The 17541-nt window shown below is 59.6% G+C and carries 17 protein-coding genes; 9 read left to right on the top strand and 8 right to left on the bottom strand.

The features are described from left to right. Positions 1 to 893 (bottom strand): leucine-rich repeat domain-containing protein (locus EI77_RS06300; protein ID WP_208300289.1); only part of this gene is annotated, 893 nt, incomplete at its 3' end. A gap of 1020 nt (positions 894 to 1913) precedes the next feature. Then, positions 1914 to 3413 carry a DR2241 family protein gene (locus EI77_RS06295; protein ID WP_133793943.1) on the bottom strand — a complete coding sequence of 500 codons (1500 nt, stop codon included), beginning with the start codon at positions 3411 to 3413 and terminating at the stop codon, positions 1914 to 1916. A gap of 173 nt (positions 3414 to 3586) precedes the next feature. On the opposite strand from EI77_RS06295, the gene EI77_RS06290 reads away from it, so the two are divergent. From EI77_RS06290 to EI77_RS06275, 4 genes are read left to right on the top strand one after another with little or no spacing between them, the layout of a single operon-like run. Next, positions 3587 to 4111, top strand: coding sequence for an NfeD family protein (locus EI77_RS06290; protein ID WP_133793942.1), 525 nt, complete (start codon positions 3587 to 3589; stop codon positions 4109 to 4111). Beyond that, complete coding sequence (floA, locus tag EI77_RS06285) at positions 4104 to 5120, top strand: flotillin-like protein FloA (protein ID WP_133793941.1); 1017 nt, start codon at positions 4104 to 4106, stop codon at positions 5118 to 5120. The genes EI77_RS06290 and floA overlap by 8 nt, the downstream gene beginning before the upstream one ends. Positions 5121 to 5128: 8 nt before the next feature. Further along, positions 5129 to 5944: a sugar phosphate isomerase/epimerase family protein gene (locus tag EI77_RS06280; protein ID WP_133793940.1), complete on the top strand. Its 816-nt coding sequence runs from the start codon at positions 5129 to 5131 to the stop codon at positions 5942 to 5944. 29 nt (positions 5945 to 5973) lie between these two features. Then, positions 5974 to 7476, top strand: coding sequence for an arylsulfatase (locus tag EI77_RS06275; protein WP_133793939.1), 1503 nt, complete (start codon positions 5974 to 5976; stop codon positions 7474 to 7476). Positions 7477 to 7794: 318 nt separating this feature from the next. On the opposite strand, the gene EI77_RS06270 is transcribed toward EI77_RS06275, so the two are convergent. Further along, complete coding sequence (locus EI77_RS06270) at positions 7795 to 9195, bottom strand: sulfatase (protein ID WP_133793938.1); 1401 nt, start codon at positions 9193 to 9195, stop codon at positions 7795 to 7797. A 116-nt stretch (positions 9196 to 9311) separates the two neighbouring features. Beyond that, a complete protein-coding gene (locus EI77_RS06265) occupies positions 9312 to 10136 on the bottom strand; it encodes a helix-turn-helix domain-containing protein (RefSeq protein WP_166647076.1) in 825 nt (274 codons plus the stop codon). 114 nt (positions 10137 to 10250) lie between these two features. Between EI77_RS06265 and EI77_RS06260 the strand changes: the two genes are divergently transcribed. After that, positions 10251 to 10931: a CDP-alcohol phosphatidyltransferase family protein gene (locus EI77_RS06260; protein WP_133793936.1), complete on the top strand. Its 681-nt coding sequence runs from the start codon at positions 10251 to 10253 to the stop codon at positions 10929 to 10931. 190 nt (positions 10932 to 11121) lie between these two features. On the opposite strand, the gene galU is transcribed toward EI77_RS06260, so the two are convergent. Then, positions 11122 to 11994, bottom strand: coding sequence for a UTP--glucose-1-phosphate uridylyltransferase GalU (gene galU, locus EI77_RS06255; RefSeq protein WP_133793935.1), 873 nt, complete (start codon positions 11992 to 11994; stop codon positions 11122 to 11124). A 129-nt stretch (positions 11995 to 12123) separates the two neighbouring features. Here galU and EI77_RS06250 point away from each other — a divergent pair, with 129 nt between their 5' ends. After that, positions 12124 to 12408 carry a YgaP family membrane protein gene (locus EI77_RS06250; protein ID WP_133793934.1) on the top strand — a complete coding sequence of 95 codons (285 nt, stop codon included), beginning with the start codon at positions 12124 to 12126 and terminating at the stop codon, positions 12406 to 12408. Positions 12409 to 12456: 48 nt separating this feature from the next. Then, the gene (locus tag EI77_RS06245) at positions 12457 to 12681 is read left to right on the top strand and encodes a hypothetical protein (protein ID WP_133793933.1); all 225 of its coding nucleotides are present in this window, start codon (positions 12457 to 12459) and stop codon (positions 12679 to 12681) included. Positions 12682 to 12736: 55 nt separating this feature from the next. On the opposite strand, the gene EI77_RS06240 is transcribed toward EI77_RS06245, so the two are convergent. Then, positions 12737 to 13150 carry a GTP pyrophosphokinase gene (locus EI77_RS06240; protein WP_133793932.1) on the bottom strand — a complete coding sequence of 138 codons (414 nt, stop codon included), beginning with the start codon at positions 13148 to 13150 and terminating at the stop codon, positions 12737 to 12739. Positions 13151 to 13326: 176 nt separating this feature from the next. Between EI77_RS06240 and EI77_RS06235 the strand changes: the two genes are divergently transcribed. Both EI77_RS06235 and der read left to right on the top strand, forming a co-directional pair. After that, a complete protein-coding gene (locus tag EI77_RS06235; protein WP_166647075.1) occupies positions 13327 to 13899 on the top strand; it encodes a CDP-alcohol phosphatidyltransferase family protein in 573 nt (190 codons plus the stop codon). 27 nt (positions 13900 to 13926) lie between these two features. Next, a complete protein-coding gene (gene der / locus EI77_RS06230) occupies positions 13927 to 15309 on the top strand; it encodes a ribosome biogenesis GTPase Der (protein ID WP_133793930.1) in 1383 nt (460 codons plus the stop codon). A gap of 34 nt (positions 15310 to 15343) precedes the next feature. Here der and EI77_RS06225 read toward each other — a convergent pair whose 3' ends face one another. Together EI77_RS06225 and EI77_RS06220 are read right to left on the bottom strand one after the other, a co-directional pair. Beyond that, the gene (locus tag EI77_RS06225; RefSeq protein WP_133793929.1) at positions 15344 to 16543 is read right to left on the bottom strand and encodes a M20/M25/M40 family metallo-hydrolase; all 1200 of its coding nucleotides are present in this window, start codon (positions 16541 to 16543) and stop codon (positions 15344 to 15346) included. Positions 16544 to 16552: 9 nt separating this feature from the next. Then, positions 16553 to 17530: an enolase C-terminal domain-like protein gene (locus EI77_RS06220; RefSeq protein ID WP_166647074.1), complete on the bottom strand. Its 978-nt coding sequence runs from the start codon at positions 17528 to 17530 to the stop codon at positions 16553 to 16555. Positions 17531 to 17541 lie beyond the last annotated feature (11 nt).

The following is a 17541-nucleotide window of genomic DNA, read 5'->3' as shown; positions in this document are numbered from 1 at the left end:
GGCAGGCTGCTGACCTCGTTGCCAGAGAGGTAAAGTGATGTCAGCGAGGTGAGCTGACCGATCTCGGCTGGCAGGCTGCTGAGCTGGTTGTTAGAGAGGTCAAGCTCTGTCAGAGAAGTAAGCTGGACGATCTCGTCAGGCAGTCGGGTGAGCCGGTTGTTCCAGAGGTAAAGCACTGTCAGCGAGGTAAGTTGGACGATCTCGGCAGGCAGGCTGGTGAGCCGGTTTCCAGAAAGGTAAAGTTCTGTCAGCGAGGTGAGCCGGCCGATCTCGGGTGGCAGGCGGGTGAACTGGTTACTACCGAGGTAAAGCTGTGTCAGCAAGGTAAGCTGGCTGATCTCGGCAGGCAGGCTGGTGAGCTGGTTGTCAGAGAGGTGAAGCGCTGTCAACGCGGTGAGCTGACCAATCTCGGCAGGCAAGCTGTTGAGCTGGTTACTACCGAGGTAAAGCTGTGTCAGCAAGGTAAGCTCGCCGATCTGGGCAGGCAGGCTGGTGAGCTGGTTGCCATAAAGGTCAAGCGCAGTCAGCGTGGTGAGGTGACCGATCTGGGGGGGCAGACTAATGAGCTGGTTTTCAGTGAGGTAAAGCTCTGTCAGCGAGGTGAGTTGGCCTATCTCGGGAGGCAGGCTGATGAGCCGGTTTTCAGTGAGATCAAGCGCTGTGAGCGAGGTGAGTTGGCCTATCTCGGGAGGCAGGCTGATGAGCTGGTTTCCAGAGAGGCTAAGCGATGTCAGCGAGGTGAGCTGGCCGATCTGGGGAGGTAGGGCCGTAAGCTGCAGACCGGTTAAATCCAAGGAACCGCGCTTTTTACCCATCAAACGGCACGCTTCAATCCTCTTGAGCGCTTTATTATAAGCGGCCTGGGCTTCTGGGGTCATGGGTTGCTGCGGCATGGGGCGGAGGATGAAAGGGATTAGGGGAAATGTCGAATGCAGAATGCGGGGGCGTAGGGAAAGAGCGGGGCTTATGCATTCTTTGGAAATCTGCCCCTTCACCTGGCGTGCTCATTCACGCCAATCCCAGAGGTCCATGGCCTGCATGAGGGATTGCCCGTTTTGTGGCTGCCCGCGCCAGCGGGTGGGGATTGGGGAGGTCGGATCAACCACAGATGGCACGGATAGACACAGATCGGGATCCAGAAACACGGACGCATTCTTCCTCGGATCACCCGTGCTCTCTGTGCCATCTGTGGTTCATCTTCTGGGATTGCTGATGCCGACGAGGGCGTCGGCGCTCCAGGGCGGACGCGTTCTTCCTCGGATCATCCGTGCTCTCTGGGCCATCTGTGGTTCATCTTCTGGGATTGCTGATGCCGACGAGGGCGTCGGCACTCCATGGCGGACGCGTTCTTCCTCGGATCATCCGTGCTCTCTGGGTCATCTGTGGTTTATCTTCGGGGCGTGCTGATGCCGACGAGGGCGTCGGCGCTCCATGGCAGTCGCGTTCTTCCTCGGATCATCCGTGCTTTCTGGGTCATCTGGGGTTCATCTTCTGACTTGCTGATGCCGACGGGGGCGTCGGCGCTCCAGGGCGGACGGGGCGCTCCGGTGTAGCTGCCCGCACCAGCGGGTGGGGTTTGGGGAGGTCGGATCAACCACAGATGTCACGGATAGACACAGATCGGGATTCGGAAAGGCGGACGCGTTCTTCCTCTGACCATCCGTGCTCTCTGTGGCATCTGTGGTTCATCTTCTGACTTGCTGATGCCGACGAGGGCGTCGGCGCTCCATGGCGGACGGGGACTTGAGAACGGTTCCCCGCGAGGACGCGAGGAACGGCACGCGAGATCACCGCAGTCGCGGGACAGGCGCGTGCGCTCCATGGCGGACGGGGGCGTCCGGGCTCCGAGGGGCTATGCCGACGGGTCGTCGGCGCTCCATGGTTGCGGACGGGGGAGGCGGCGCTCCGGGGGACTAGGCAGCGGGTTTGGCGTCATGGTTTTCGCGGGCGACTTTGCGGCAGACGGAGACGATGTGGTTGCAGGCTTCCATGCAGAGGAGGGGGATGCAGCGGGTGGGTGGGGTGCCGGGGACTTGGCCGGACTCGAGGCTGAGCTTGGGGGCGGCGGGGCCGGGGAGAGGCTGGGAGTCATCGAGGGGCCAGACGATGCGACGGAGGCAGTTGGTCTCGGTTTTGCAAAAGCTGGCGATGATCTCGCCTGACTGGGTGTCGGTGATGCCGTTGGCGAAGCGGTACATGCCGGTCTGGCGGCCTAGCAAATGACGCAGGGGGACGGGCTGGAGGTTGCCTTTTTCCTGGGCGAGGGCCATGCCGATGGCGGCGGGATAAAGAAATTCGAGCGCAAGCTGGAGGGAGGAGAGATCGGGCAGTTTTAGAAGCCAGCCACGAATGAGGGTGGGGGCGGTTTTGATGGGGCGGAATTCTCCCTGGGCATCATTGCGGGCGATTTCGCGGGCATCGGCGGGCTGGGTATAGAGGGTGAGCTGGGCGGCGGGAATGTCGGCATCCTCCAGGTGGCGGAGGTGGAAGCCGCCAGATTCGGAGGTGATGTGGACCTGGCCGATGATGTGGCGGTCTTCGCCTAACCATGAGGTGAGTGCTTGGCGGAGCTGGTCGCCAGGGATGGGGGCTGGAGCTTGAGGGGCGGTGTGGTGCTTGGCATCGAAGTCATGGACTTGGTCCAGGATGACATCGGCCATGAGGGCCTCGGTACCGATGGCGCTGCTGTAATAGAGATTGCGCCCGTGCATGGGGATGGGGTTTTGGCGGAAAACTTCCATCTGGCTGAGGGCCTTGCCAGGCTCGGACTCCATGCCGAGAAGGACGGGGATGTCCTGGAAGCTGTGGAGGCCATCGGCAATGAAGAAGGGCACGACGACGACGTTGGCGGCGGTGGTGAGGGTGTGCCAATCGGAGACGAGGGGGGCCTCCTCCATGTAGGTATCGATGACTTCGGCGAAGCCATAGCCGCCTTCGCGGATGAGGCGAACCTGGTCCTGGATGGCCTTGGTGGAATTGTCATTCAGATTGGTGCCATGGCCGACGATAATGAGGCTGGTATCCCGCCGGGGGACGCCGGGGGCGACTTCATCCGCCCGCTGCAAGAGGAGGCGGGTCATGTTGGGGTGAATGCCGACGGGGTCGCAGTAATGGATGGTGCGGCCATCACGCTGGGTGATGGGGCCATCCAGGCGGAGCTCGCGAGGCAGGACCTGCTGGCAGAAGTAACCTTCGCTGATGAAATTGGGGACGATGTAGATGACCTGGCTGTCCACGGATTCATACACCTCGCGCATGGAGGGTTCCTCCTTCCAGAAGCAGCAGGCGACCTCACGAAAAAGGCCGCGCTGGCGGATCTCATCGGCATGCCGATGGGTGGGGGCGCTGGAGTCTGGATTCAGGGTGGAGCCATGACCAACGATGATGAGAGCGGCGTGTGAGTGGGAGTTCAAAGCGGAGGTATATACGCCTGCATTCAAAGCACAGACCCATACTTCTCACAAGTAATCGTCCGGTGGGGAAGTGAGGCCAAATAAGAAGTGTGGGTTGTGTTTTATGTGGCCTGCCCCTCGTCAAGAACGGGGGAGTTTGGGACTGTGCCTTGACGCTGGGGGGGATAGCCGCCATGATCGGTTTATCCATGGTACTGACTGTCGCCATCATAGTAATCCTCGGAGTTCTCCTGATGATTTTGGAGACCTTTGTGCCCGGCATGGTGGCCGGGTTGCTGGGGGCGCTGTGTGTGCTGACCGGGGTGATCTTGGTGATGGTGTCTGATGATTTTTCCCACTGGCCGCCCTGGGGACGCAGTGTGGCGGCGTGCGGGATCGTGCTAGTCACGGTGATTCTGCAACTGGTGTGGCTGCGCTATTTTGCGATCCGCTTTTGGCAGAAATCTTTCACGCTGGAGGCATCCATTCCAAGCGTGGAGTCACCGATGACTCTGGCGAACGGCACCGAAGGCACTGCGCTGACGGAACTGCGGCCTCTGGGCCGGGCGGACTTCGGCGGTCTGCGGCGCGAGGTGCGCTGTGAAGACGGTTTTGCCCCAGAGGGCTCCTTGCTGCGCATCACCGGCAGTGAACCTGGCAATCTTTTAGTACGACTCATTCCCCCTGCATCCGTAATCCAACCCAACTCTCATGCCTAACTTCCAACTGCTCCTCGTCGGCGGTGCGATCATCGTCGCGCTGATCCTGTTCTTAATCGTCGCCAAGTTTTTCAATCTGTGGCTGCGGGCACGCATCTCGAATGCGCCGGTGAGCATTGTGAACCTGCTGGCGATGTATCTGCGAGGGGTGCCGAATGCGCTGATCGTGGATACACGCATTACTTCAGCTAAGGCGGGGCTTAAAATCGGCACGGACCAACTGGAAGCTCACTATCTGGCGGGTGGTGAAGTGACGCATGTGGTGCTGTCGCTGATCGCTGCGGACAAGGCGGGCATCCCGCTGGACTTCAACCGCGCCTGCGCGATTGACCTGGCCTGTAAGGGCACCACCAAAACCGTGCTGGAAGCGGTGCGCACAAGCATCAATCCAAAGGTGATCGACTGCCCAAGCCCGGACATGGGACGCGGTGGGAAAATCGATGCGGTGGCAAAGGACGGCATTTCCCTGAGAGTGCGTGCCCGAGTGACCGTGCGCACGAACCTGGACCGCTTCATCGGTGGCGCGACGGAAGAGACAGTGGTGGCACGTGTGGGTGAAGGCATCGTGACCTGCATCGGCTCGGCCCCTTCTTATAAAGCGGTGCTGGAAAATCCGGACAGCATCTCCAAGCTGGTGCTGACCAAAGGAGTGGATGCGGGCACGGCCTTTGAGATTCTTTCCATTGATATCGCCGACATCGATGTGGGTGAAAACGTGGGTGCGAAGTTGCAAGCTGAGCAGGCCGAGACAGACAAGAAAATCGCCCAGGCGAATGCGGAAGTGCGCCGTGCCGCAGCCGTGGCGGTGGAGCAGGAAATGTCTGCACGTACGCAGGAAATGCGGGCGCGTGTGGTGGAAGCAGAAGCGGAGATCCCGATGGCGATGGCAGAGGCCTTCCGCAACGGCAACCTGGGCATCATGGACTTTGCCCGTTACAAAAACATCTCTGCCGATACGGACATGCGCACGAAAATCGCGGGCACAGACACAGGCAGTCCTCAATCTTAATCCTGCTCATGAGCCGGCTCTGCGTCCACACCATCACCACGAAGCACTGGTCCACGGAAGAATGCATCAAACGTTATGCTGCGGCAGACGTGGGAGGCATCACCTTCTGGCGTTATAACCTGGAAGGTCGAGACGCGGCTGCGGTGGGCCGTCATGCTCGTGAAACTGGGCTAGATGTGGTGAGCCTGTGCCGGGGAGGATTCTTCCCGTCAGCGACGGCGGAGGGGCGGCAGAAGGCGCTGGATGACAATCGCCGATGCATTGAGGAGGCGCATGAACTGGAGGCACCGCTGATCGTACTGGTGTGCGGGGCGGTGCCGGGGCAATCCCTGGAGGAATCCAGAAAACAGATCGCCGACGGCATTGCAGCGGTGCTTCCAGATGCTGAGGCGGCGGGAGTGAAGCTGGGCATCGAGCCGCTGCATCCGATGTATGCGGATGACCGCAGTGCGGTGAATACGATGCGGCAGGCCAATGATATCTGCGATGAACTGGGCTCTCCTGAAATGCTAGGCATCGCGGCGGATGTGTACCACATTTGGTGGGACCCGGAGCTGAAGCACCAGATCGAACTGACGGCGGCACAGAAGCGGCTCTTTGCCTTTCACATCTGTGACTGGAAGACGCCGACGGCGGATCTGCTGAATGATCGTGGACTGATGGGTGAAGGGTGCATCCCCATCCGACAGATCTCCGACTGGGTGGATGCGACGGGTTTTAAAGGTTATCGTGAAGTGGAGATTTTCTCCAACTTATACTGGTCCATGGACCAGGGGGAATGGCTGAGCAAAATCAAGGAAGCCTACGGGAAAGTTTACGTGTGATCGTCCCCTGAAGAAACGTTCAGGGAAGGATGAAACCGCTGTGTTCCCTTTTCCTGATTTTAGGACTGTCCATCCTTGGTTGCGCACCGGCTGCGGAGAAGCCTTTGAACGTGGTCTTTATCCTGGCGGATGACCTGGGCTGGGGCGAACTGGGCAGCTATGGGCAGAAGAAGATCCCGACGCCGAACCTGGACCGGCTGGCCAAGGAGGGCAGCCGTTTTACCCAGCATTATTCAGGTGCGCCAGTGTGTGCCCCGGCGCGGTGTGTACTCATGACGGGCAAGCACCTGGGGCATGCGGAGATACGTGGAAATCTGGCAGCGAAGAAGGTCCTGCCCGAATACGATGAGGGCCAGTATCCCCTCTCAGAAAAGGCGGTGACGATGGCACAGGTGTTCCAGAAGGCGGGCTATGCTACCGGGGCGATGGGGAAATGGGGGCTGGGGCCGGTGGGGAGCACGGGAGAGCCTAACAAAAAGGGTTTTGATCTGTTCTTTGGCTATAACTGCCAGAGCGTAGCGCACAGCTATTATCCGCCCTATCTTTGGAGGAATGCGGAGAAGATCGTCATCAATGAAAAGCCTGTCCCCGGCGGTGCCAAGCAGCCGGAGGGCGAGGTGAAGATGGAAGACTGGATCGGCGAGACCTATGCACCGAAGCTGATGATCCAGGAGGCGGAGAAGTTTATCGAGGGGAATGCTGCGAAGCCGTTTTTCCTTTATCTGGCATTTATCGAGCCGCATATGGCGATGCATCCGCCACGGGAATCGGTGGAGAAATTTCCCGAGGAATGGGATACGCAGGCCTATCGGGGTGAAAGCGGTTATCTGCCGCATCCACGCCCACGAGCAGGGTATGCGGCGATGATCTCGGATCTGGACGGGTATGTGGGCCGTGTGATGGAGGCGCTGGAGAAAGCAGGCGTGGCGGACCAGACGCTGGTGATTTTCACCAGTGACAATGGGACGACGCATCCTAGGTCCACCAAATCCCACTTTCATGTGGGCGGAGTGGATGTGGTGTTTTTCAACAGCACGGCAGGGCTGCGGGGCTATAAAGGCAGCGTGTATGAGGGGGGTATCCGCATCCCGATGATCGCCAGACTGCCCGGGCGTATCCCGGCGGGTGTGGTGAATGAGACGCCAGGTTTCTTTGCGGACTGGTTCCCCACGCTGTGCGAGGCGACAGGCGTGAAAGCACCTGAGGGACTGGATGGGCAGAGCCTGTGGCCTGCGCTGACGAGCGGTGAGAAGAAGGAGCGGACGAAGCCGCTGCTGTGGGTCTTTCCCGAATATGGTGGCCAAGTGGCGGTGCGGCTGGGGGATATGAAGGCGGTAAGGCAGAACCTGAAAACGAAGAAACCTGGGCCGTGGGAGGTCTATGATTTATCCCAGGATAGGGCGGAGGCGAATGACATCGCGGCTACGCATCCTGAGGTGATCCAGCAGGCTGAAGAGATGCTGAAAAAGGAGGTGACGGAGAATGCGCTGTTTCCCGTGGAGATACCGGGTGTGACGGTGGGAGCACGCTGAGTGAGATCTTGGCAAGCCTGTTTTCCGCAAGGGGCGGACTTGCCGAATTTAAACTTCCAGCATCGCATGGCGCAAAGCGTCCTGGAGTGCGGCGCAGAGAGGCAAGACGCAAGTCTCTTGCCTCGGCAGCGCCGCTTGCGCGGGAACCGCAACGTTCCTATCACTGCCAAATCCACCAGAAAGGCCCTGGCCTAGCGGTATCTTGTATCACACAACCTGTTAGGCCGTCAAGCGCCGTCAAAGATGAGCGGTGATGCGCTCTGCGCTTTCACCGCACTCCAGGACGCTTTGCGACTGCGGGATTTCTGATGGGGCGAGTTATTCAGCGGCGTCTGCGTTCTTTCCGCCTTTCTTTTTTCCGGCGAGTTCGTCGGCGCGGGCGGGGTTGTAGTCGGGATTGGGCACGGGCATGCGGGCATTCACTTTGAGCCGCCATTCGGCCAGGGCTGAGCGCATGCTGGCGGCTTTGGCGGGCTGGGTTTGAGCGAGGTCCGTAGTCTCTCCGAGGTCTGCTTTCAGGTCGTATAGCTCAACGGTGTCGGTTTCATAAAATTCGATGAGCTTTAAATTGCCCTGGCGGATGGCGCTGGCGGGGGTGCTGTGGTGATAATGCGGGAGGTGCCAGTAGAGGTTATCGCGGGCGATCTTGGCGGAGGGATTCCGCAGCAGGGCGGCGAGGCTGACGCCATCCTGGGGCTGTGGGGAGGAGGCAATGGCTCCGCCGAGTTCGGTAAAGGTGGGATAGACATCGGTGGTGATGGCAGGGGTAGTGCACTCGCTGCCAGAGGGTATGCGACCGGTCCAGCGGGCAATGGCGGGGACGCGAATGCCGCCTTCATACAGAGTGCCTTTCTCTCCGCGCAGTGGCTTGTTGGAGGTGACGATGCCTCCGTTTTGCATGTGCTCAATGCCGCCATTGTCGGAGAGAAAAAGGATGAGTGTTTTTTCCGCGAGACCGGCCTGGTCCACCGCTTGGACGATGCGGCCCACGCTTTGGTCCAGCTCCTCCAGCAGGCCTGCATACTGCGGGTTGCTGGGATAACCGGGCATGGGCTTTTTAGCCTGGTATTTTTTCTCCAGTTCCGGGGTGGTGGATAGCGGGATGTGGACGGCGATGTGGGAGACTTGCAGGACAAAGGGGTGGTCCTTGTGCTGGCTGATGAATGCGATGGCTTTGTCCGCCAGATAATCCGTGGTGCGCTGATCTTTGCCGGTGCCGGAGATCTCGCTTGATTGTGTGTGACCTTTGGCTTCGAGGGCGGTTTCCCAGCCTTGGTCCTGAGGTCCGAAGCCAGGGCCACCCAGATGCCACTTGCCAAAGTAACCTGCGGCATAACCAGAAGTGCGGAGACGTTCCGCGTAGGTCTCTACCTCCAGTGGAAGCTGATGCGGCACGGCGGGATCGGTGAGCTTGGCAAAGGGACGTTTGTGACCAGGGATGTGCTGGGTGATACCAAAGCGGGCCTGGTCCTGGCCGCTCTGGAGATTGCTCCGGGTGGGGGAGCAGACCGGGCCGGCATAGAACTGGGTAAAGCGCATGCCTTCCCGCGCGAGGCGGTCCAGATGAGGCGTCTCGTTGAAGGTATTGCCATAACAGGCGAGGTCCGCCCAGCCGAGGTCATCGGCGAGGATGAGGATGAGGTTCGGCGGCTCAGGGATAGCGCGCGCTGCGGAAGTAAAAAGGCACAGGCAGGACAGGGCGAGGAGAAAATGTTTCATGGCTGTGAAGAGGCAGGCGGTGTGCTCATCACGAACGATGCAACGGTGCCCACATTTCGGGAAAGATGGGGGACAGGACTTATGGCAGATCCCCTTCCCTATGACCTACAGCCTCACTACTCCGGCTGTGCTCGGCGGCGGGCCTCGCTGGGGGTGATACCGTAAGAGCGGCGGAACTGGCGGTTGAAGTTGGAGAGGTCTTCAAAGCCGCAGGCATAAGCGACGGCGGCGATGGTATCGGTGCTTTCGCCGAGGAGGGCGAGCGCACTGGCGAGGCGGATCTGGATCAATGTCTCAATGTAAGTATGGCCGGTAACGCGACGAAAAAAGCGGCTGAAGGATTCCGGGCCGAGACCAGCAACGCGGGCGACTTCCGGCAGGGGAAGGGCGCGTTGATGATTGGCGTGGATGTAACGTAGCACCTCATCCAGCCGCTTCCGGTCCACGGGTGAAACGGTTTCCTCCGGGGCCTTGGCCTCCAGGCAGCGGTGGTCAGCAGTCAAAGCCACCTTTTCCAGCAACTCCACCAGCAAGGTGAGGCGCTGCACCGGAGTGAGCGTGGCGAGACCAGAAAGACGGCGCTGCATTTCCTGCGCGGTTTCCCCCTGGATGACGACGCCACGCGCGGCCAGGAGCAGAAGGGTGCGGATGCTTTCCATCTCCTGTGCCTTCAGGATGCCGCCGCCAAAGGTCTCCGGATGAAACTGCATGACAATGGCGGAGGAGACGGTGCAGCGGGCATCACTGAACCAGACATGAGGCAAATGCGGGCCGAGAAGGACGACATCCCCCGAATGAAAGGGCTCCACAGTATCTCCGACTAACCGCTGCCCGTAACCCTCGGTGATGAGGGTCAGCTCAATCTCCGGATGGTGATGAAACGGGGCCGTGAAATGCACACCAGTCATGTCCTTCCAGGCAAAGGAAGAATCTGCGGGCATTTCAATGCGCTCAAACTGGGATTTGGTTCGTGACTGCGTCACCATCCGCCGAGTCTAACCGGAACTCACGCAGAAGGTCTAGCAGATTGCGTCAGCCTGTGATACATCCGCGCCATGGCCACTTCCTCTGATCATGGACCCCGCCGCGAATTAAAATCCCGCAACACGGGCTGGGCACGCTTGCTCGCCCGCTGGTTGATCGCGTCCAACCTTTCACCCAATGCGATTTCGGTGCTGAGCATCGCCTTTGCCGCAGGGTCGATGACGTGCTTTCTCCTGGTGCCGGACCAGACGACGACGCTGGGGACGGCGCTGATGTGGTTCGGCGCCGCAGCGGGCATCCAGTTCCGGCTTTTGTGCAATCTAATGGATGGCATGGTGGCCGTGGAAGGCGGCAAGGCCTCAGCCACCGGACCGATTTTTAACGAAGTGCCGGACCGGGTGGCGGATGTGCTCATCCTGGTGGGTGCGGGGTATAGCACGCGCATTGATCCAGGAGTGATCAAGCTTTTTGACATGCTGCCGCTGGGCTGGTCCTGCGCGGTGCTGGCCATGGCGACAGCCTATGTGCGGCTGCTACAGGGAACGCTGACCGGCCAGCAAAGCTTCATGGGACCGATGGCCAAGCAACATCGCATGGCGGTGCTGACGCTCGGAGCGCTGGTTGCTCTCGGTGAAAGCCTGGCGGGGCGTGAGCCGGTGGCCATCTATGCGGCGCTGGTGGTGATTTTTGTGGGGGCAATCTGGACGTTTATCCGGCGGCTGAATCTGATCGTGGTGGGGCTGAAGAAGTAGGTTTTGAGGTCTGGCTTGGGGGTCTGTCCATGGAGCGCGAGTATTTTACTCGCCTGGATTTTCAGCCATCGGAGGCCTTAGAGGGGTGGGAGGAGATGCAGATTTCCGCCCGCCGTGACGCTGCGTCACCCCATAGGAGAGTAGTCTCGCTTCGTTCAACATACTCGCGCTCCTTGCGTCGTGCCCTGCCTCACTTCAGGCTCTGGATATACTCCTTCAATGCCTCGCCAATGTCCGGCCGCTGAAGACCGAAGTGGAGGTTGGCTTTGATGAAATCGAGCTTGTTGCCGATGTCGTGGCGCTGACCTTCGTAGCGTAGGCCGTAAAGGGCTTCCTCCTTCATGAGGGAGGCCATGGCATCGGTGAGTTGGAGTTCGCCCCCCTTCCCTTTCGGTGTCTTTTCCAGGTGGGCAAAGATGCGGGGTGAAAGAACATAACGGGCGCTGACGGCGAGGCGGCTGGGGGTTTCCTCAGGCTTAGGTTTCTCGATAAACTGGTTGGCACGGATGAGGCCGGGGGAGACCTCATCACCACCGAGGATGCCGTAGCGGCTGACTTTTTCCAAAGGCACTTCTTGCAGGGCCACTGCAGAGCCGCCGTGCTTCTCGACTACATCGGCAAGCTGCCGGGTGACAGGCCTGGATTCATCCGTGGTGGTCACCACAGTATCCCCCAGAAGGACAGCGAAAGGCTCGTCGCCCACATGGTCGCGGGCATAGAGGATCGCATCGCCCAGGCCACCCATTTTTGGCTGCCAGATGAAGTGGATGCGGGCCATGGATTGCAGGCGGCGCAGGGCGTCCAGGTCTTCGTGGCGGCCTTTGGATTCTAGCTCGGCCTCAAGGTCAAAGGCCGGGTGGAAATGCTCCTCGATGGCCCTTTTACTGCGGCTGATGACCATGAGGATATCCGTGATGCCGGAGGCGACGGCTTCCTCCACCACATACTGAATGACCGGCTTATCCACCAGCGGCAGCATCTCCTTCGGGATGGCTTTGGAGATGGGAAGGAAACGGGTGCCGTAACCGGCGGCAGGAATGACAGCTTTGCGGACAGGAGGCATGAGTGGCGGAGGCTAGCAGACCCGTTGGTGGGGCGCAATCAGCCAGATGGAGTGAATGCGGCAGATCGAAAAAATGATTCCCCGTGATTGATAGCATCCGTGCGAATCCAATCAACCAACCCACTATTTATGTCCCTCACCTATCACCCTTTTGAAAACATCCCAGCCATCGAAGCACTCCATGGCAGCCTGCGAAAAAATGTGCCCGACTTCGAGCGAGCAGTGTCGGTGTTATCAGGAATCGGCATTTTAAAAGCCGGGTTCCGAAAGCATGGTTTTGTGAAAATGCCGCTGCTTTTGATGGGCGCTGCCTTGATCGCCCGTGCCTGGACGGGCCACTGCCCAATCTATGAGGATATCGAGGTGCAAAATCGGCTAAAGGGGAATGATGATGGATCGCCAAGTGCAGTCTGAACGAACTTAACGGACATCCAATGATCAAACCTTGAGCGAATTCACTGCATGAGCGACGACCCGACTAAAACGACAGCTGCCGACCGTGACCGCGTATCCCTGGAGCAACCTCACGAGGTTCAGTATTTCGTGGAGTCCATGCAGAAGGACTTTCCGGAAAAATCATTTCATGAAATCGGGATGGCCCTCTGCAAAGCCGCCCAGGAAGCAGGCGGATCAGAGTCGCGTGCCCTGCTGAAGGAGAAGGTCGCCGCGATCCTGAACAAGGAGTAGCCGACCCCAGAATCACTGCGCGGAAGAAGGCTCTCTGATGGGCCTGTTTCCGAATTTAGCGCGCCAGCCTAAGCAGGCCTTTGGCATACTTCTGGATTTGCTTTGGACTGGGACTGTCTGAAAGGTTCGAAAGCATGTCCGCGATCTTCACTTTGGTCGCTAGCGCTGAGCCTGCGATCTTTTCCAAATAGGCTTCGTAATCGGTATCCTGCGTCTTGGTCATCAACACAACAGTCTCCACCAAATGTGCGGGAATCCCCGCATCGATGAGGGACTGGGGCGTTTGGCTCGAATCCTCAATCACATCATGAAGCCAGGCGACTACCTGCGCATCCAAATCATCCCCGACCCTTCCTGCCACCATTTCAGGATGGACGATATAAGGCACAATCCCGCAGCGGCGAAACTGCCCGGCATGGGCTTCCGTGGCGATCTTGCGGGCTAATTGTACGAGAGATTCAGATGACATTAATAAAGGTGGCCGGTCTTCTCTCCCGGTCAACCAGACCTACGGCCGAAGAGAACGAGGCCGGATCTCCCTTTTTTTTGGGTTGGAAACGTGCCTGCCTGCCCCAAAGCTAACAAACCGTCATCTCGAACGCATCATTGCAATCCTGCCAGGAGGGGTTAAAGGGAAGGTTCGCCGTGACGTTCGCCACTCAAATCACGATTTTTCGTATCCTGCTCATCCCGGTTTTCATCGGGCTGGCGGTGTATTATGGGGAGAGTGTGGCGGCGGGGCAGGCCAATGAGACGCTGCGGTGGTGGACCATCGCGGTTTTTGCCGTCGCAGCGCTAAGTGATGCACTGGATGGCTATGTGGCGCGGAATTTTAACCAGCGCAGCCGCCTGGGCGCGATCCTGGATCCGCTAGCAGACAAGCTGCTGCTGCTTTCCGGCATCATCACACTGAGCTTCACGGGGTGGAGGCAGCATTTCCCGCTCTGGTTTCCCACGCTGGTGATTTTTCGAGACCTGGCGAGCATCGGCGGGGCATTTTTGATCGATTACCTGACGGGCAAGTGTGTCATCAAGCCGCACTGGACGGGCAAGGTGGCGACTTTTGCCCAGTTCGCCGCAGTCCTTTGGCTGATGCTGGACATTCCTTACCTCATCTGGCCGACGGCGGTGGCCGGTGCTTTCACTGCCGTTTCCGGCTTTCTCAATCTGGCTGCCGGAGTGCGCCAGGTGCAGCAGCACTCGGGCAATCAGGTCTGAGCCCCCCTTTTCAGAAACATCTATATCATGCGTAAAACAGTCGCCATCGTAGGCCGCCCCAATGTGGGCAAGTCCGCTCTCTTCAACCGCCTCGCGGGCATGAACATTTCCATCGTGCACGACCTTGCAGGCGTGACGCGGGACCGCATCACGGCGGAGTGCCGCCGGGGGCCGCAGGTGTTTAACATCATGGATACGGGGGGCATCGGCGCGAATACGGAGGACATCCTGACGGAGCAGGTGCAGGTGGAGGCCGCAATCGCCCTGGATGTGGCGGATCTGCTGCTGTTTGTGGTGGATGTGACGGCGGGCATCACGCCCATCGACCAGTCCCTGGCGCAGATGCTGCGCAAGACAAACAAGCACGTCATCCTGGTGGCGAACAAGTCAGACTCGGACAAGCGTCGGCTGGGCTCGGGTGAGTTCTCGAAGATCGGTTTTGGCAATGCGGCGGAAGTGAGTGCGGTGCATGGCTACGGCATTGATGACTTGGTGGATTCCATCGTGGACAAGCTGGAACTGACGGAAGAGGAGACCGAGGAGGCACGTGATGAACGGCTTTCCGCCCGGCCGCTGAAACTGGCCATCGTGGGCCGTCCGAATGCGGGCAAGTCATCCCTGGTGAATGCGGTCTTCGGCCAGGAGCGCGCGATCGTCAGTGACATTCCTGGGACGACCCGCGACAGTCTGGACGTGCATTGTACGTATAACGGCAAGCATTATCAGCTTATCGATACGGCAGGCATTCGCAAGCAGGCAAAGGTGGAAGATGCGGTGGAAATTTTCAGCATTCAGCGCAGCTACGCGGCGATCAAACGGGCGGACCTTTGCCTGCTAGTGATTGACTGCGCGACTGGTGCCAAAATGCAGGACCGAAAGATCGCCCAGATGATCGTGGAAGAGCGCAAACCGTGCATCCTGGTGATGAACAAGTTTGACCTGTTCCATCCGCACGCGCAGCAGAAGGACCGGCTGGAGGAGCTCGCAGAGACGATGCGGCGGGAGTTTTTCTTCCTGAGCTATGCACCGCTGGTGGCCACCTCCGCGAAGAACAATGAGAACGTGGGCAAGCTGTTTGTGCAGATCGAGAAGGTGCGCAAGGGTGCTCAGGGCCGCATCGGCACCGGGGTGCTGAACCGCTTGATGCATGAGACAATTGAAAACACCCCAGGGCCGCTGGGACGCAGCCCACAGACCTTCAAGCTGCTGTATGTGACGCAGGTGAATGAGACGGAAGACGTGTCCATCCCCGTGCCGCATTTTGTCATGTTTGCCAACCGTGCGGCGAAGATGACGGACGGTTACCTCCGCTTCCTGGAAAGCGTGATCCGCAAGGAGTGGCCAGCCCCCGGCGTGCCCTTCCGCATGAGCGTGCGCGGCAAGCAGCCGAAGGATAAGAAGAAGCGCTAATCGAGTGCGGCGTGGGGGTGAAGCGGGAGCCGCCTCACCCCAGTTCCGCGAGTGCCAGGACGTTCATCACGACCTTGGGCACAAAGGAATCCACATCCACGAACTCTGGCAGCTTGCTGCCATCGGCGGATCTTTCTGAGCAATGGGCATTGCCACCACCCGGCCCCATGGCATCCAGCGTGGGAGCCAGGGTACAGAGGTAATTGGCATCGCTGAGGCCGCCCCGGGCCATGGGGTGGACGGACAGGCCCATAGCAGCCCCGGCTTTTTCCCAAGCGGCGAAAAGGGCATCTGTAGTGGTGCCACCTGGCCAGGCGGCGGTGGTGCCCATGCATTCAACGATGATTTCCGCCCCAGCCTCGGTGCGGCCCGCCAGCGCGGCCAATGCCTGTGCGGCCTCTTCCAGCACCTGGGGCTCAAAGGCGCGCATCTCCAGCTCCGTCACGGCTTGATGCGGCACACGATTGAGGACGGTGCCACCATGAATGCTCGCCACATTGATGGTTAGGTTGCGAGCGGGGTCCGTGAGGGCATGGATGCGCGGAAGCACGCGCGCCAGTTCGACAACGGCATTGATGCCGACGGCGTGATTGCTCCCAGCATGGGCCCCGCGGCCATTGCAGGTGATGCGATATTCCAGCCGACCTTTGCGCGAGGTGACGATGTGATAACCTGCCTCATCTTTGGGGCCACCTTCAAAAACAAGAACGCATCGCGCTCCCTGCGGGCAACGGTCAGCGGTGCGCTGAGCGAAATCTGAGCCGATAACCTCCTCCGCTGAGTTCGCCGCGATGAGCCAGTGAGTCTTCTCAAAAAGGTCTGGCAGCACCTCCTGCATGGTGCGCAGTATGAGCCAGATCATAGCGGTGCCGCCTTTATTATCGACGGTGCCGGGTCCGTAAATGCGACTATCTTCCTCCTGCCAAGTAAAATTGTTTTGCAACTCCTCCTCCGGCGGAAAAACGGTGTCCAGGTGGGTGACAAGCACGATGGGTTGCGCCAGGGGATCGCTGCCGGGCCGACTCAAAAACAAGTGCGGGCCGTGCTCAAGATTCGTCGCGGGTACGTGCTCCGCGGTGAATCCCAGACTGGCAAAGCAGTCTGCCGTGACACGCCCGACGGTTTCAATTCCGGCGATGTTGGTGGTGAAGCTGTTGATCTCCACCATGCGCCGCAGCCAGTGCAGAGCCTCCGGCAGGTGGTGCTGGGCACGGGCAGTGAGTTCTTCGATCATGATGAAAGATTACGTTCGCGGACGTGCTCCGATACCACATCCCTGCGGCATGACAACGCGGCCTTCTCCATCAAAGGTGATGCCCGTATAATCGTCATCCGCCAGATACAGGTGGCCATCTAGGTCCACATAATCCGCCCATGGGGCCAGATGCGCGGCGGCGGTGGTGCCGAGGCTGCTTTCAATCATGCAGCCGAGGATGACGCCGAGTCCGTGCTGGCGGGCGGTGGCGATCATCTCGATCCCGCCACCGAAATGGCCGCACTTCAGCAGCTTCACATTCACGCCCTGGACGAGGCCAGCCAGTAGCGATACGTCCGCTGCGTTTTGCGCACTTTCATCGGCATACAGGGGCAGGCTGTGTGCGGGCGCTTTCGCTTTCAGTTCAACCCAGGCCTCAATGCCCAGGTGATGATGAACGGGCTGCTCAAGGAGAACAAGGCCATGAGGGCTCAGGCGACCCAGCATCTGCACGGTCTGATCCACGGACCAGCCGCCGTTCACATCGGCAAAAAGGGTGGCGTGAGGAGCGGCGTCACGGGCGGTGACAACGATGGCGGTATCGTGATCCAGATCTCCGCTGCCGAGCTTCAACTTCAGCACGCGAAACTGCCGGGCCGTTTCGCGCACCCGTTCGGCAAAGGCGGCGAGGTCCGTGGGAATACCGAGTGAACGACAGGCATAAATCTGCTCCCAGGGTTTGCCTGGGCCGAGGATCTTCTCCACGCTTTGCCACATCGGTACGCGGGTCTGGTCCAGATGCCAGAGATCCAGTGCGAGGCTGCCAGAGCGGGTTCCAGGCTGGTCGTGAGTGCCGTTTAACCAGGTCACAGTCGCCTCTGGGCTTTCACCATAATAGGGCACAAACGGGGCCTCTCCAATCGCGCCATTTCCATGCACTCGCACCACCTGACGGGTGGAGCTGGAACCGTGGGCGATGCGAAATGGCTCGGTCAAATGCAGGGTCTTGAGCTCGACTTCAGGCATGATGAGACAAA

Origin of the sequence: Prosthecobacter fusiformis, from assembly GCF_004364345.1 — a bacterium.
GTDB classification, from domain to species: domain Bacteria; phylum Verrucomicrobiota; class Verrucomicrobiia; order Verrucomicrobiales; family Verrucomicrobiaceae; genus Prosthecobacter; species Prosthecobacter fusiformis.
The sequence above is the reverse complement of the archived record's forward strand: the minus strand, read 5'-3'. Positions and strand labels throughout refer to the sequence as shown.